Below are 15,627 nucleotides of genomic sequence, written 5' to 3' on the forward strand. Positions count from 1 at the left end.
AATTATATCTGTGTGCTAGCGATTGAAGCGTGTCCCATCATCTTGGCGATACTCTCAATAGGAATTCCCGCACTCAAAGCAAACGTACCGAATGTATGGCGTGCCATGTGCCAGCTGATGTGTTTATTGATTCCTGCACGCTTTACCCACCGTTTTACTGATTTGCAACAGCTCTCATAAGTGGGTAAGTTGAAAATGGATGAATCTAAGTTTTCTGGATCTTCTCCTATCAATGAAAGCAAACCATCGTTCAAAGGGATAACCACACCGCTATTGGCAGAATGTCCTTTGGTTTTATTCTGCTCAAACTTCAAAAGATGGTTGGTATAGTCGATATTCTTATAGGTTAAGTCTTTCACATCGCAGAAACGCAGACCACAATACAGGCGCAAAGGATAAATGCTCGTCACACATTTCAAACCGAGTAAAATCATTAACTCGTTTATTTTCAGGTGTTTTCTTATTTTGCAAAGATACTAAAAAGTCTTGAAAATCAAAGTGTACTATCTAACAAAAAACAGGCAAGAATAGGCTAATTTAGCAAAAATAAGAAAAACTCAGGTACTGTCTTTCAAAGTGTGTAAGTATTCCTTCTATTCTCTTCTCTCTTTCCATTCGTTTTTTATTCTCTCTTTCCAGTTTTTAAATTGATATACTCTTCTGGGATATGTTTTCTTTGTTTCCTCCATAGCCACAGCAGCCAATAGGAATATCACTGCCTTGTCTGACGGCATAGAGGTTCTCATACTTATGGTTCTCTTGTATTTTCTGTTTAACCTTTCAATCCAGTTGGTGGTGTATATGCACCTTTGTACTTCTATGGGGAAGTCCATGTACGTGAAGTAAGCTGCGTTACGCTCCGCCTTATACCTTCTCAAGGTTGGGTACTTCTTTTCCCATTTGTTCACAAAAGTAATGAAATGTTCGTATCCCTGCAAGGATTTCATCTCTTTGTTCTCCAAGGAGAACACTTCGCCAAGTTCCTGGGCCACTGCCGGCTTATCCTTATAGGATACGCTACCAAGTATCTGTCGCTTGACATGTGCCACGCAGAACTGATGTGCTGCCTGCGGAAAGGCAGCACAGACGGCATTCTCTATGCCTTGCAGCGCATCGGAAACGACAAGGTCAATCCCTTCGACGCCTCTTTCCTTCAACGCCTCAAGCTCCTCTTTCCAGCATACGGCCCCTTCCGTGGGATGATTGACTACAGTGAGCACCTCCCTGCTTCCGTCCTCCAACACCCCCAGCATGGTATAGTAAGCCTCCTTGCATACCTGCCCGTCCCTGCGGGTGGAGATAAAGGTAGCGTCAATGTAGACGGCCAAGTAATGCGGGGACAAGGCACGGCCCAGCCACAGCTCAACGTCCTCACGGCAACTCCTGGACAGACAGGAAACCTGCTGCTTGCTGTAAGCGCGGCCATAGATGCTGTCGGAGATCTCACCTATCTGTTGCGTAGTAAGTCCCTTGGTATAGAGAAGGTTGAACAGCCTCGCACGTTCCTCGCTTTCATTGCGTATCAGGCCCAGGAGAACGGGATAGAAGTTGCCGCTGCGGCTGCGAGGGATACGCAGGGAAAACTCAAAGCCGTGACTGTACCAACGTCGAGAACGGAAACCGTTGTATTGCTCATTGCCGTTTGCACTGACGAACACCTCCCGTTCATGAAACATCAGAGAGTTCATAATTAAAGACTGAAGGGTAACAAAACCCTCGCTACTGCTTGTGTAATTCGAAAGAATTTCCGAAATTTGTGAATGTGTAAGCTTCATTTGTTCCTTTCTTTATGGTTTTCAAATACAAAGATAAGAATAAAATGGGCTTACACACTTTTATAGGACACTACCAAAACTCAAATTACTGATTATCAGTATTATATATTCTTTTCGTTTCTCTTGTTTTCACTATCTTGTACCGGATCTGGTACCACAAGCCCCTTGTAAATCAGTGATTTACAAGGGGCTTTTCTTTTTTAATATGTACTAAAAGTGTACTTTGTAACAAAACAAAGAAAAAGGTGTACTTTTATAGTTTTTCGCCACTTAGTTTTATATTTAATTAACGACAACTCTTCCCTTTTTATTCTGTTTCTTTCCCTTCCTTGGCTTTTTCTCCAACGAATGCCCTATCTTTGTAAACAATACCTATCTTAGAAAATTGCAAAAATGGAAAATGACAATCTAAAGATACAGCTTGACAGTATTCAACGAATATTAAACTACTGCATTACCCAGACCTACAATGTGCTCATTGGAAATATTCTGAGGAAAAAAAGCTGTGTAAGCAATATGCAGTTTAAAGAGATTTTACAAAAAGAATATATCCGAATAACAGACGATCTTTCTTCCATTTATCTAAATTATCCTGCCCTTACATGTGTAGAGAAATACTATACAGATGATAACTTTTTGTGGGAAAGCACTTTCTTTGAATCACTGACCAAAGAACAAAAACAGAAATATACCTCATTCTCTGTATCTTCGTTTGAATATGCGAAATACATTGAGACACACACCTTATATAATGATGCTCTGCCGATGTTTTCGTATCTTGTCGATGCAATTCTATATGAACGATACGCAAAATACCTCATGGCAGAAATAGAACGAATTGAATTGACAGAGGTACAAACTGATCGGTCTCGCTCTTCTGTCTTGATAAACGATGAACCATGTGAGCAGAAAAAGAAACCGGTCATCGTTGGTAAAGGAATAAATCCATTTCAATCCGAGTTTACAGATGAGCAAATTGAGATTCTTACCGCTTGCATCAACGAAATCCAATTATTCACGACCCACATATCTGCCAAGATACTCAAAGACTTTTTTGCTTGTAAACTAAAAGGTGTTTTGAAATCAAACAACAATCGCCAGCTGGCATATCTCATGCAAAGTCTTAATCTTCGAGGGTTCATTACTGATGAATGGCAATCTGCGATTGCTCGTAATGAATTTGTCTTGGGGAAAACAAAAGATACGCCACTGACACGCACCGACCTTTCCACCGCAACAGACCAAATCAACATGAAGCAGCCGAAAGGATGGGAAACCATTGATAACTACATCAAACAACTGAAAAAAGGTTGAGCATAGGTTGATACCTCAAACATTGCTCAACGCCATTTACTTTTATCGTTTCTAATTTTGCCCTCGTTAACAAATAATTAGCGAAGGTGCACCTTCATGTTGTTTAATTCAAAATGTTTTCAATATGAACAAGACATTAGAAACTCGAGTTGAAGAACTCGAACAAATGGTATTCATGAATAAGAACGTGCTGAGTTTTGAAGAAGCCAGCAGATTCTTGAACCTCTCAAAGAGTTATCTCTACAAACTCACATCGGGAAATCTGATACCTCATTACAAGCCACAAGGTAAAATGCTTTATTTTGAGAAGGCAGAACTTGAAGCGTGGCTACGGCAGAATCCTATTAAGACCACAGCACAGATAAATCAAGAGGCTCAAAGGTATATCATGGGCAACAAACCCTTAATGCAGAAATAGCTCATGGCACAGGAAGAATTTATCCGTGTTGGCACAACCTTATATAAGATTGTGAACCAACCACGCATCAATGGCGGTTTTGTCAAGAAGCGTATCGTGTGGAACAATGAGACGCTACGGCAGGACTATGGTAAGAACTTCATTGCCACTGTCCCGAAGTACGATGGTTTCTGTACCGTACCTAACCACGTGAACTATCAACCAGTGGTTGACAAGTTTCTGAATCTCTACGAGCCGATAGGACACCAGCCAAAAGAAGGAGAGTTCCTACACATCGAATCCCTGATAAGGCATATCTTCGGGGAACAATACGAGTTGGGCATGGATTACTTGCAATTGCTCTATCTCCAACCCGTGCAGAAACTCCCCATTCTCTTGATGGTATCAGAGGAACGTAATACAGGCAAGAGTACGTTCCTCAACTTCCTCAAAGCTGTTTTTCAGAACAATGTTACTTTCAACACCAACGAGGATTTTCGCAGTCAGTTCAACGTAGACTGGGCAGGCAAACTGCTTATTGTTGTGGACGAAGTATTGCTCAACCGTAGGGAGGATAGTGAACGGTTGAAAAATCTCAGTACAACACTTTCCTATAAAGTGGAAGCAAAGGGTAAAGACCGAGATGAAATCTCCTTCTTTGCCAAGTTCGTGTTGTGTTCCAATAACGAGTTACTCCCAGTCATCATAGACGTGGGAGAAAGCCGATATTGGGTAAGGAAGATAGAGCGTCTTAAAAGCGATGACACCGACTTTCTGCAAAAGCTGAAAGCCGAAATTCCTGCCTTTCTCTATTTCCTGCAACACCGCACGCTCTCTACCCATAAAGAGAGCCGTATGTGGTTTTCGCCCCAACTGACTTTTACTCCTGCCTTGCAGCGCATCATCCGCAGTAACCGAAACAAGTTGGAACTTGAAATGTCCGAGTTATGCCTTGACATCATGGAGATAAATAACGTTGAGGAAGTCTCTTTCTGCATCAATGACATGATGCCACTTTTGAGTAATACGCAATGCAAGTATGACAAAGGGCAGATAAGGAGGATTGTGCAGGACATCTGGAAACTCACGCCTGTGTCCAATACGCTGACCTACACCACCTACCAACTCAGTTACAACGCTCCGCAGTATTACTCTCCTATCAGAAGAACTGGCAGGTTCTATACTATTACTAAGAAGCAGCTTAAGAGTCTCTAAACAATTTTATATCCATTATTTTGATGAAATGATGAATAAACTATATAAAGTATTCAGTATAAACCGTTTACTTTCTCATCTTTTGCTCGTCGTGGATATTCTGCTGATGAAAAAAGAAAAGGATTGTGTTTTCTTTTTCGGCAGCAACTCCATTTTGTTGAGTAGTACGATGAGGGTGCGATGAGTGCAAAACCATCTGATAACCATATAGATAAAATCAAATTCATCAATTCATCATTTTTTTTATCACTTTAACTTCCTACAATCATGAATATAAAGGAAATCAAACAAATTAAGTTGCAGGACTTTCTTACAGCAATGGGCTGTAAACCCGTAAAACAATATGGTGTCAACCTCATGTACCTTTCTCCATTAAGAACGGAGAAACACGCATCGTTCAAGGTAAATACAGAAATCAATCAATGGTATGACTTCGGTATTGGCAGAGGTGGCAATATCATCACCCTTGCAGAGTTGCTCTACAACTCTTCGGACGTGTCGTATCTCATTCATCAGATAGAGCGTAACGCACCAAGCAGCGTGTCAGGCAGTCTGCCCACAGTCAAGCCAACCACACCGCAGAACTCTTTTGAGCATCTTCAGGTGCTTCCTATCACTCATCCAGCCCTTATCAAATATCTTGAAGAAAGGTGTATTGATATTGAAACGGCAAGAACTGTGTGTAAGGAGCTGCACTTTGATACAAGGGGTAAGCATTACTTTGGTATTGGCTTTCCCAATATCGCAGGTGGCTACGAAATACGCAATCCGTTCTTCAAAGGCTGCATTGCACCAAAAGACATCAGCCATTTCTATGCAGAAGAACCAAAGAAAATATGTTTTGTTTTCGAGGGCTTCATAGACTTTCTTTCATTTATGACGCTCCGAAGAAAGGAGAATGACGGATTAAAGCGGCAAGATTATTTGGTACTCAATTCTGTGTCAAATATCCAAAAGGCATTAGAGCGCTTGTCGCAATATGATAGTGTTCAATGCTTCTTGGACAATGACAATGCCGGAAGAAATGCCTACCTGCAACTTTCAAAGGAATTAGAAAATTCTGTTGTGGATGCATCAACTTTATACAATGGCTACAAGGACTTGAACGAGTATCTGTGTGCTAAAATTAAGCATTCAGAGAAAGCAGAAAACAAGAAAATCAAAGGGATTAAGCTATGATTGTAGGATTTGCTTTGCGTAATCTGTTTTTCGGGGAGCAAGTTTATGTTTTGGGCATACCAAAACCACTTGCTCCACCTCCTGACAGTCGTTGCAGAGGATTATCCCGCTGGTCTCCATCAAATCAAATCAAAGAAACAAGTATGATAAAAACAGAATATAAAAAAGGTGGTCGTCCAACCAAGGGCGTAGCCGAAAAGAAGAAATACCGTATCACGGTGAAACTGAATACGCAGGATTACTATACGCTCAAAAGCAAAGCCAAAAGCGCAGGAGTAACCATGAGTGAGTTTGTAAGAAAAGTTCTTGATAATGGAAATGTCATTGAACGACTGACCGTAGAGCAAGCAGACTTCATCCGCAAGCTGTGTGGAATGGCAAATAATCTCAATCAATTGGCACATCGTGCCAATGCGGAAGGTTTTCATGCCATTGCTCCTTTCCATAAAACCATCATTGGCAAGATTGACGAAATCCTAAATCTGATACGAAAATGATTGCCAAGATAATGAAAGGTTCGGGCTTCAAGGGTGTAATCAATTACATCCTTGACCCGAAGAAAGGAACGGAACTCATTGATAGTTCCGGAGTGAGAACGGAGAGCATCAACCATATTGTCCAAAGTTTCATCGACCAGACAGAACTGAATCCACGAGTAACTAAGGTTGTCGGACATATCTCCCTGAGTTTCTCGGCACAGGACTCTTCCAAGCTCAGTAATGAATGGATGGCGCAGATCGCTCGTGAATACATGGAGAAGATGGGAATAAAAGATACGCAGTACATTATCGGTCGCCATTTCGACAAGGAACATCCGCACGTTCATATCGCTTTCAATCGGATAGATAATAATGGCAAGACTATCTCTGATCGTAACGACAGATTCAGAAGTGAGAAGATTTGCAAGGAACTGACCGCCAAATACGGTTTGTACTTAGCCGATGGCAAGGAGAATGTCAAAGAACATCGACTGAAAGAACCTGACAAGACCAAGTATGAAATCTATCAGGCATTGAAAGCAGAGATTGCCCAGTGCAGGAATTGGAAAGAGCTTCTTGCTCACTTGAAAAAGCAAGATATTGATGTCCGCTTTAAGTACAAAGGAAACTCACAGGAAGTGCAGGGCATCATCTTTGAAAAGAACGGCTATTATTTCAATGGCTCTAAAGTGGATAGGGGTTTCAGTTATTCCAAGATAGACTTTTCCCTGCAACAGAAAAACAGGGAACAAGAACAGCAGACACAAGGAATGATAAACCTCATCTCCAATGTTGCAAGTGTTACGAGCGAAATAGCCAACGAGCTCATCGAAGGAGGATTGGACTTGTTTCAAACTCATGGTACTGTCCCTGCGGAGGTTTACAACACACTCGATAAAAAGAAGAAAAAGAAAAAACGTAAAATACATTTATAACTATGGCTGATAATAATACATTTGTCCTCTTCGAGGAAATAAAAAACAAGTTGGAAATAATTTACAGGGAACTAAAGGAACTGAAAGAAAAGGAGAACGGTTCTGCTTCTTTCCCTGTTCAATCTGCACCAGCACAAAGTGACGAACAGAAGGAACAGGAATTGCTCAATCAGTATGAACAGCGCACAAAAGACGTGATTAACAAGTATATTGGAGTACAAGTACGCATCAAGGACGAGGAGGCTAAATCCATTGACAAATTGGTGGCAAGTGTCTTGACTATGCTGCACGAATGGCAGGAGAATAAAGAGCATCCAATACCGCAGGAACATATTCACAGGCACAGTTTTGACCTCAAGTCCTCGAAAGTCTTTACTTATATGGTAGCAGTATCTGTCCTTTGTTTTGTTTCTTTGGTCGGCAATTACTTCTTGTGGCAAAGTAAACAGCAATACAAGGATGATGCCTTGAAATTCCGTATCATCAGAGTATGGAGAGGATGTAGCCCAAAGGAAATTCTATGGCTCAACGATGTGTTCGATATTCATCGCAATGAAAAGATTATCAAACGAATCAAGGGAAAAGCTGATGATTACGATATGGAATTGAAGCAAAAGGCAGATAGCCTGATGCAAAAGAAATTGAAATAACCCTATATGAAGCAAGCCCAACCTAAGTTCTCGTTTGGTTGGGCTTGTGCGCTGCATGTTAGTCTATGATTTCCCAAAAGCCGCCATTATCTGGTCCAACACGACGGAGGTACTTATTACGCATATATTCGATATTACGCATGATAGAGGTGGCACTGATTCCTACGGCAGCAGCAAGTTCTATCTTGGTAATATAAGGATTTTCAGCCATTAATTGCAAGATGGTAATACGATTTGACGTTAATTTATCACCATTTTCTAATGCTTTAGCTACAACTTTCTCCACTATTACCTTTCGTTTATCAGTTACCTTAGTTTGCTTATCAGTCACCCTATCAGTTACCTTAGTTTGCTTATCAGTCACTTTTTCAGATACCTTTAGGTGTTTATCAGTCACCTTGTCTACATTCTCTTTTACAGACTTCTCTTGCTCCAACACAACCTTCGGTACAGTGATTTTCAAAATAAAATCATCAAGATGAAGGGATAAATGTGGTGTACCATTAGCTTCCAATTCCCTGCACACACGATCTACCCCTTCGCCAAACTCCTTTACAAAGTCGTATGCTTTTAAGAATTGAGCAATTTTAGGATTCCGTGAAAAATGGGTATGACGAATATTAGAAGGCTTGACTGTTCCGGGTAATCTACCGGGCGACTCGAATACAAGACGATCGTCAAGCATCTTTATTTGGATTTCCGTACCCTTAATATTGTAGGCGCGGTGACAGCAAGCGTTGACAACCATTTCTTGAATAACAAACTTTGGATAATCTCTGTTGGTTACAAACTGCCCATGCTGTCCTAGGAAAGTGTGTTCCTCCACTTGGGTTTCAAGATAAGCTATCGTGGCCTTCACCTGATCAAGTATGGTTCCTTCAAAGGTTACGTCCTTAATCACGTTCATTTCTGCACCCACTCTCTCTTCTGTACCTTTATAACGGATAAAGCGAGTACGCCCACGAGGAAAGAATTTTTGAGGATATTTACCAAACAACAGAATACAAGCTACACTAACCTGCTCCTCTCCCTTTGCATTGGTAGTTATGAAGTTATTATTCTCATGTAGATATTGCTTGGCAGACTTGGCATAACCAATCAATTCTGTATATCTTTCGACAGCGGTCATATCAATATCATCTACCGTAGCACCATACACAGCCGTATCCTCATAGTAGCGCTCTCCCTTATCGTACATCAATTGTATGCGTTCTTCAAAAGACAATTTTCTACTTTTATCGCCAACACGCATATAGGCTTCGTCTGCCTGATTAGCATGTAGTTCAGAACTTGCAGGAATATGCATCAATAAAATATGATTTTCGTTTCCATCTTTATCCGTGCATGGTAACAAGTCGCTGGTAATAGACACAGAAGGATTACAGAAATCCAAAGGAACACGAAGCAACTCATTCAACTTTTCCGCATGCTGGTCAACTCCTTCTGTCTTCCTTGTCTTGTCAGACACACCGATAGCAATAGCACCACCGTCAGCATTAGCAAACGCCACAATGGTAATAGCCAATGCTTTCGGATCAACTTGAATGCTTTTGCAATCAAAAGTCTGGTCTTCCTTGCGAGTTGTTATTTCTTGTATGGTCATATTATTCGATTGTTAGATGCTTTAAGAAATAATTTTAGTAGATTATACTAAACGAGAAATGATATTTTGATAAAGATCTATTATATATCATTATATTATGGTACTTTTACAGATTCTCTACAGTTCTAAGTTATTTAATTTCATATATTTAAATTTTTGTACTTCCGTCTTATCCTGCATTATATTTAACAAAATTTCATCTCTATTTATCTTTGTTTCTCCACACATATCTTTCCTTGCCAATAACATAACATCCAAGAAACTATCAACTTGTTTATAGATATTCTCTTCAGTAAGAGAACTTAAATAACTATTTAATGCAAAAACAACCTCGTCTGTCCCATACATAATCAACTCCTTTTTTGCTTCAAGAAGTCTATTACGCATTTCTCTATTATTAACAGTCTTGTTATCCTTCGCATTTTTAAACATATCATAAAAGAAATCATAAAGTTTCTCATAAGCAGAGTATCTTTTTTCAGATAATTGCCCCTCCATGATTTTTATTCTTTCTGTTTTACGATGAAGTAAAGCACCTAAGTAGGCACACAGCAAAGTAACTACTATACTTATAAAACCTAATATAACATTCACGTCCATTCCGATAGTTTTATATTACTCTAATTGTTTTCTATACACAGAATCTAAAGTGTTTCCATCTTTATCTTTCCAAACAAGCCAACCATTATTACTACTCCCTATACAGAAATCAGCAGCAGTACTCGGGCTATTAAAAGTTGTATCTGAACTCAATTCTAATTTCCCTTTAGAAGAGTGCGTATATTCGCTCAACATCTTTTCACGTTTATTTTTCCATTTAAAGGAAGGAGAAGAAGAACTCACTATCGTGCTTCCTTTCAGCACAGTAAAGCCTTTACTATGATAAAAACCTTTTGCATCACAACCACGTCCCTTTGTAAAGAAAAGATGTTCTTCTTTTGGTTTGGCAATATCAAATATACCACAACCAATGAAAGATGTGAGAAATTTTACATCCTCGAAAAATTCGTCCATATCATCCTTACGATATTCCGGAAGATTAGGTGCTTTAGGCGTTTGCTTATTTTCATTTAATACGAAAGAATTTGAAACTTTCGCTTCCGCTATCGCTTTATGCTCTAAGTATTGCACATCGGCTTTAGTCATTGCTGCATCTTTAGAAATAAAAAGCAAGGCTTTTTGCCAAAAAGCTTTTTTGCTCTCATGGTCTCTCACTCGTTCACGAAAGTTTTCAGTCTCTCCAATATATGCTTTCGGTTTCGTCTCTTCGTCTTCACCCAATAGAATGTAAAAAGCTGGTGTCTGTAACTCGTATCGCTCATTCAAGATTGAAAGATGTGAGCGAGGAATTACATACATTTGACAAATCTTATTACTGATAAAAACATACTGTGTTCCTTTCGGATCAGCATCTAATAAATATGTTGTTACAGTTTTTCCCATAGAAATAATTAAAAAAATAATTTGTTAAGCAAAAATATTACTTTCTAATTCCGTATATATTTTAGTATCCTGTGTTATCAGAGGGGACATTGTAAATTTTAGAAAAGAAGCAGTGTCATTTCCACATTGAGTAAGTGATAATATACGCTTAAGATCCGTATATATTTGTCCACTTGCTGATTTTATATCATCTTTGGGGTTTCCACGGCTAATACTTCGATCAATCTCTGTCTTTTTAGCAGTTAAACATTCTTCTATTTTATCTCTTTTTCCCTGCACTATACATAATTTAGTTATTATTTCATCATCAAGAAGATAACATTCAATATGGCGCTTGGCTAATACCTTAATACCTCTATCGTGAAGGCTGCTTACTTCTTCTTCACTCTTGTCATCGCGGTCTACTAACTTTATTATATTTGAATGTTCTAGAACACGAGAAATAATCTGCATGCTAATATTGCTTTCATCTTCAATCTCAGAACACGAACCAATAGAAACAAAAGACGTCCCAGGATATTTTGCAGAAAAGATTTTAGTATAGATATCGGCATCAAAATTTTTGCGAGAAGCTCCATTTACAGAACCTTCACAAAACACAACTCTTTCTGGAGCAATTAACTTTGAAAAATCTCCAAATGCTAGTTCTAAAAACTTATTCCAAATAGTAGAGTCTATAGTTGAAGGTTTTATTATCACTGGTACATCAAAATCTATATCCGTGAAATTAAGGAAACATACAGTGTTAGGGTGTTGCTCTTCAATCTTCTTTGCTTCCTTCAGCATACCGATAGAGTGAGTTGTAAGCCAAAGTTGCCCGTTATCAGGAACCAAATTATACATTTCAGCTATTAGCTTGGATTGCAAAGCTGTATGCATATGAGTTTCAGGTTCATCTATGCAATAAATTGTATTATTTAAATAAACAGACTTGATAATCATATCCAAAAGTAAATCAAAGGCTGATTTTTCTCCTGCCGATAGATTTCTATAATGGAAGTTTTCTGACTCCCCCTTTGTGAAATAAAAGCAACCATTTACTAATGGGTCACCTATGCTGGATAGTTTTAAATCATCAAAAACGTGACTTAAAGAAGTCTGTATTTTACCAATTAGCTCTTCCCTTAAATCTTTGACAGATTTATCATTATTTTGATTGTCAAAAAGACTTGATAAAGTACTAGAAATTAATCTTTGATAATTTTCAGATACGACTGTATCCGTTTGCATTAAAGAATTATATTTAGTAACTTCTTTAGGGTCATTTTGCCTTGAAAGACTAGATGTTGTAAAATCTGGTTCATTTCTATGTGCAGTTCTAAAATAAAAACGACCATGGATTTCATTACTACTATTAAGATTTGTGTCATAGGTAGAAAGAGTAACTAAATCTCGAAACCAGCTACTGCCTGCTTCGTTTTTATTTGCGACTTTTATATAATAGTCTTTTTCCCAATGAGTATTGAACCCATAATATCTATACCAATAGTAAAGACCTTCAAAAACGGAAGTCTTCCCACAGCCGTTAGGACCTACAAGTATAACAAGTTTTGCAGTTTCAGGTAGTTCCGTAATTGTTAAATCTGTAAAACGCTTAAATTTATTTAGTTTTATTTCCTTAATCTTCATATATTCCTAAAAAAATAAAATTTTATAATAAAATGACAACTAACATATAGAGTTAACGTGGATATCCATAGATGTAATAATATTTGGCAGTTCTATTTTATCCACAACAAATCATCAACTCTCACTCCCAATATCTTTGCCAACTGGATGAACATTTCAACATTGGGCTGAGCAACATTTGTAACCCACTTTGATATAACGGCAGGGTCTTTGTCAAGGATTTCTGCCAGTTGTTTATTTGTCATACCTTTTTCGGCAAGTACCACCTTTAGGCGATTGATTTTCTTCCGTTCCATGCTTATGTAACTTGATTACGCTATAAAGTTATTCATTATTTCTTAAAGCACATGCTTTTTCAAGCAAAAAACTGTCTTATTCAATCAAAAAAATGTTTTTCAATTCATTTTTCATCTTAAATGTTCAATTCTGGCAAACTATTGATTGCCTCCGACTTCAACTTATCCACCGCCCGAGTGTATTTCTCGGTATGTTTCAATCCGCTATGCCCCAATAGGCTGGCAACGGTCTTGATGTTGGCACCATTATTCAGAATATTCACAGCAAAACTGTGGCGAGCACAATGCCAACTAATGTGTTTATTGATACCTGCACGCTTTATCCATCGTTTCACAGATTTGCTGCAACTCTCATACGAGGGGAGGTTGAAGATAGAAGAATTTAAATCTTCAGGAGCTTCGCCAATTAAAGAGAGTAAGCCGTCATTGAGAGGAATAATAACACCACTATGTGCAGAATGTCCTTTGGTCTTATTCTGTTCAAACTTCAGTAGGCGATTGGTATAATCTACATTCTTATAGGTAAGGTCTTTTACATCACAGAAGCGCAGACCACAATACAGACAAAGGATAAAGGCTCGCCTGACATTGGGATTTTCATTATCATAATGGCATTGAATCAGTGATTGAATCTCATCCATTGACAACACATCTTTGCGTAAAATCTGCTCATCCACCTTGCACACGACTCCCTTACAAGGGTCTTTCAACATCACTTCGTGATCGATGGCATAACGAACAACTTTCTTGAAACGCTGATAGATACTCTTTGCTCCTTCGCCGACACTTCTCGATTGTAGGTATTCAACAAATTGTTCCATCATATCCTTGGTTATCAAGTCGGGCTTAATGCCAAACTCATAAACTGGATATTGCTCTTTCAGAAAATCTTTAAAACGATTCAAGGCTATCTTTATCATCCGCAAGTCTTTCTTCGTATAACTGTCTATGTAAGCCTGATAATAGTCCAAGAAATTGACATTTCTGTCTTTCTTCAGGCGATAACCAAGCATACTCTCCTTAAACTGTTGTTCCCGCTCTGCACGAATTTTGGCAGCCAATTTAAGTGTTTCCTTGTTCTGTTGTCGTTCCGCTGGAGTACGAGGCTTAGCTATCAAGTACAACTGCAAATTTTCTTTTCGCCTGTTGTGCTTAATATGTACTTTTGGCTTGCCCATCATCTTGCCTGTTTCGTACAAAACGGGCTTGCCGTTTTCGTCTAAAACCGGTGTTTCTTCTCTACCGAGATAATACTCCAGATAAAGACTTATCCGACCATCAGATAGCACATTTTGCTCCAATTTCGGGTTTTCTTTTGCTTTATTTTCTAATTTTGCCATAATTGATAGTTATGTACCTAAATGTGTATCAAACCGAGTAAAATCATTAACTCGTTTATTTTCAGATGTTTTCTTATTTTGCAAAGATACTAAAAAGTTCCGAATGCCAAAGTGTACTAAAAGTGTACTATCTAACTAAAAACAGGTAAAAATGGGCAAAGTAGCCAAATATAAGAAAATTATAAATAGCTGATTATCAATATAATATATTCTTTTCATTTCTCTTGTTTTACCCACTCTGTACCGGGTCTGGGTACAAAGTAAAAGGTTAAGTGGTTGATAACTAAACAATTAGCTTTTTCTTGTTTTATAAATGCTCCCAAATTGTTCCTAGTCGGTAATCTTTGCTATAATAAAGAAACACCCCGTGATTTTTATTGTATAATTACTTAAGTAGCTAATCAAAATTAAGCAACATGTTTAGAGAAGTTTATATGCAGCCCCTTACCGATGTCCTCTAATGTCCTGTTGGTGGTATAGAAAAACATGTCGGAGGCTTCATAGTCTTGTGGTCTAATCCATTTCCCCTTGAGTACTGCCAAAGAGTCTCGGCAATGTTCAATTGCGGATAATATGGTGGAAGGTAGAAGAGAAAAAGCCCTCTTTTCTCTCAAATGGCTCGAGGCTCTTTGATTTTCTTGTTTCTATGAATAGTGACATTGTCAAGAACGACAAACGTATCCAACTCTAAATCGAAAGAAAATTCGTGAAAGAAACAGACAAACTTGTTTGCCGTCATTTTTCCAAACGTAGTAAAACCTTTGTAATGATTGTCACACTTTATTATTCCAAAAATGTTAAGATACATTACTTTATGGGATAGAATATAAACTCCCTTCCCCTTTTAGTTGCCAGCCATAAGGAACGTATCCTTCGATACATATGTGGCTTTCATCCGCATAATATAGCTTTATCCGTCTTTCGAATGCCCAGCTCTCAAGTTCTTGCAACTTCTCGACTGTGTATTCATAGAGTTGTGGAGAAGGTATTCCCTTGGACGTTTCTTATTCGCTTATATCTTGCGCTAATGTGGATAAAACGTGTTCGAAAGTTGAGCTGTTCGCCTCTTTGCCTAATGCCTGCTCCCATGGTGCCCTTGTCTTGCTCACGCTCTGTCTGTTCTGTTTTATCGCATGACAGACTACATCCTTGTTCGAGCAATCCATTACAGGTTTGCGTCCCTGTCCAGAACGGTTTCTCCCTTCCATGCTCTCGGCTTTGAAACGCTTTAATCATGTGTTTACACTGGTAAGGCCCATGTCTGTTTGTAACCCGACTACCGATAAGGATAGACCTTTGGCTTTTCAGAAGAATTGCTTGACAGTATATACGAAAACAATGCTTCTCGCCGAAATAAAATCCTTTCGTAAAT

The 15,627-nt window shown here is 38.7% G+C and carries 15 protein-coding genes and 1 pseudogene; 7 read left to right on the forward strand and 9 right to left on the reverse strand.

All coding sequences use genetic code 11. The features are described from left to right. Positions 1 to 2 precede the first annotated feature (2 nt). Both BN3912_RS11335 and BN3912_RS11340 read right to left on the reverse strand, forming a co-directional pair. A pseudogene (locus tag BN3912_RS11335) lies at positions 3 to 406 on the reverse strand (site-specific integrase); the annotation flags it as partial. Positions 407 to 593: 187 nt separating this feature from the next. Then, the gene (locus tag BN3912_RS11340) at positions 594 to 1,775 is read right to left on the reverse strand and encodes an IS256 family transposase (RefSeq protein WP_004354393.1); all 1,182 of its coding nucleotides are present in this window, start codon (positions 1,773 to 1,775) and stop codon (positions 594 to 596) included. A gap of 393 nt (positions 1,776 to 2,168) precedes the next feature. Here BN3912_RS11340 and BN3912_RS11345 point away from each other — a divergent pair, with 393 nt between their 5' ends. The 7 genes from BN3912_RS11345 (at position 2,169) to BN3912_RS11380 (ending at position 7,944) form a co-directional block, all read left to right on the forward strand. Further along, on the forward strand, positions 2,169 to 3,089 hold the full coding sequence (locus tag BN3912_RS11345; protein WP_004354444.1) for a hypothetical protein: 921 nt from the start codon (positions 2,169 to 2,171) through the stop codon (positions 3,087 to 3,089). A gap of 124 nt (positions 3,090 to 3,213) precedes the next feature. Next, a complete protein-coding gene (locus BN3912_RS11350) occupies positions 3,214 to 3,507 on the forward strand; it encodes a helix-turn-helix domain-containing protein (RefSeq protein ID WP_004354446.1) in 294 nt (97 codons plus the stop codon). A 3-nt stretch (positions 3,508 to 3,510) separates the two neighbouring features. Next, positions 3,511 to 4,701, forward strand: coding sequence for a primase-helicase family protein (locus BN3912_RS11355; RefSeq protein ID WP_023983917.1), 1,191 nt, complete (start codon positions 3,511 to 3,513; stop codon positions 4,699 to 4,701). A 267-nt stretch (positions 4,702 to 4,968) separates the two neighbouring features. Beyond that, the gene (locus BN3912_RS11365) at positions 4,969 to 5,880 is read left to right on the forward strand and encodes a toprim domain-containing protein (protein WP_004354396.1); all 912 of its coding nucleotides are present in this window, start codon (positions 4,969 to 4,971) and stop codon (positions 5,878 to 5,880) included. A 143-nt stretch (positions 5,881 to 6,023) separates the two neighbouring features. Next, positions 6,024 to 6,377: a plasmid mobilization protein gene (locus BN3912_RS11370; protein ID WP_004354385.1), complete on the forward strand. Its 354-nt coding sequence runs from the start codon at positions 6,024 to 6,026 to the stop codon at positions 6,375 to 6,377. Beyond that, on the forward strand, positions 6,374 to 7,294 hold the full coding sequence (locus BN3912_RS11375) for a relaxase/mobilization nuclease domain-containing protein (protein WP_004354404.1): 921 nt from the start codon (positions 6,374 to 6,376) through the stop codon (positions 7,292 to 7,294). Before BN3912_RS11370 ends, BN3912_RS11375 begins: the two co-directional genes overlap by 4 nt. Positions 7,295 to 7,296: 2 nt before the next feature. Further along, positions 7,297 to 7,944, forward strand: a complete 648-nt coding sequence (locus tag BN3912_RS11380) for a hypothetical protein (RefSeq protein ID WP_004354456.1) — start codon at positions 7,297 to 7,299, stop codon at positions 7,942 to 7,944. A 58-nt stretch (positions 7,945 to 8,002) separates the two neighbouring features. Here BN3912_RS11380 and BN3912_RS11385 read toward each other — a convergent pair whose 3' ends face one another. From BN3912_RS11385 to BN3912_RS12565, 7 genes are all read right to left on the reverse strand, one after another. After that, entirely contained in the window at positions 8,003 to 9,547 is a 1,545-nt protein-coding gene (locus BN3912_RS11385) for an RNA-binding domain-containing protein (protein ID WP_004354436.1), read from the reverse strand. Between the two features lie 117 nt (positions 9,548 to 9,664). Next, positions 9,665 to 10,147: a hypothetical protein gene (locus BN3912_RS11390; RefSeq protein WP_004354433.1), complete on the reverse strand. Its 483-nt coding sequence runs from the start codon at positions 10,145 to 10,147 to the stop codon at positions 9,665 to 9,667. Positions 10,148 to 10,162: 15 nt separating this feature from the next. Continuing rightward, a complete protein-coding gene (locus BN3912_RS11395; protein ID WP_023983915.1) occupies positions 10,163 to 10,990 on the reverse strand; it encodes a GIY-YIG nuclease family protein in 828 nt (275 codons plus the stop codon). A 24-nt stretch (positions 10,991 to 11,014) separates the two neighbouring features. Then, positions 11,015 to 12,619, reverse strand: coding sequence for an AAA family ATPase (locus BN3912_RS11400; RefSeq protein ID WP_064972326.1), 1,605 nt, complete (start codon positions 12,617 to 12,619; stop codon positions 11,015 to 11,017). 92 nt (positions 12,620 to 12,711) lie between these two features. Continuing rightward, positions 12,712 to 12,915, reverse strand: coding sequence for a helix-turn-helix transcriptional regulator (locus BN3912_RS11405; RefSeq protein WP_004354390.1), 204 nt, complete (start codon positions 12,913 to 12,915; stop codon positions 12,712 to 12,714). A 116-nt stretch (positions 12,916 to 13,031) separates the two neighbouring features. Next, positions 13,032 to 14,255: a site-specific integrase gene (locus tag BN3912_RS11410; protein WP_004354475.1), complete on the reverse strand. Its 1,224-nt coding sequence runs from the start codon at positions 14,253 to 14,255 to the stop codon at positions 13,032 to 13,034. Positions 14,256 to 15,259: 1,004 nt separating this feature from the next. Then, entirely contained in the window at positions 15,260 to 15,463 is a 204-nt protein-coding gene (locus BN3912_RS12565) for a hypothetical protein (RefSeq protein WP_230204696.1), read from the reverse strand. Positions 15,464 to 15,627: the final 164 nt, after the last annotated feature.

Source organism: Prevotella phocaeensis (assembly GCF_900065875.1).
GTDB classification, from domain to species: Bacteria; Bacteroidota; Bacteroidia; order Bacteroidales; family Bacteroidaceae; genus Prevotella; species Prevotella phocaeensis.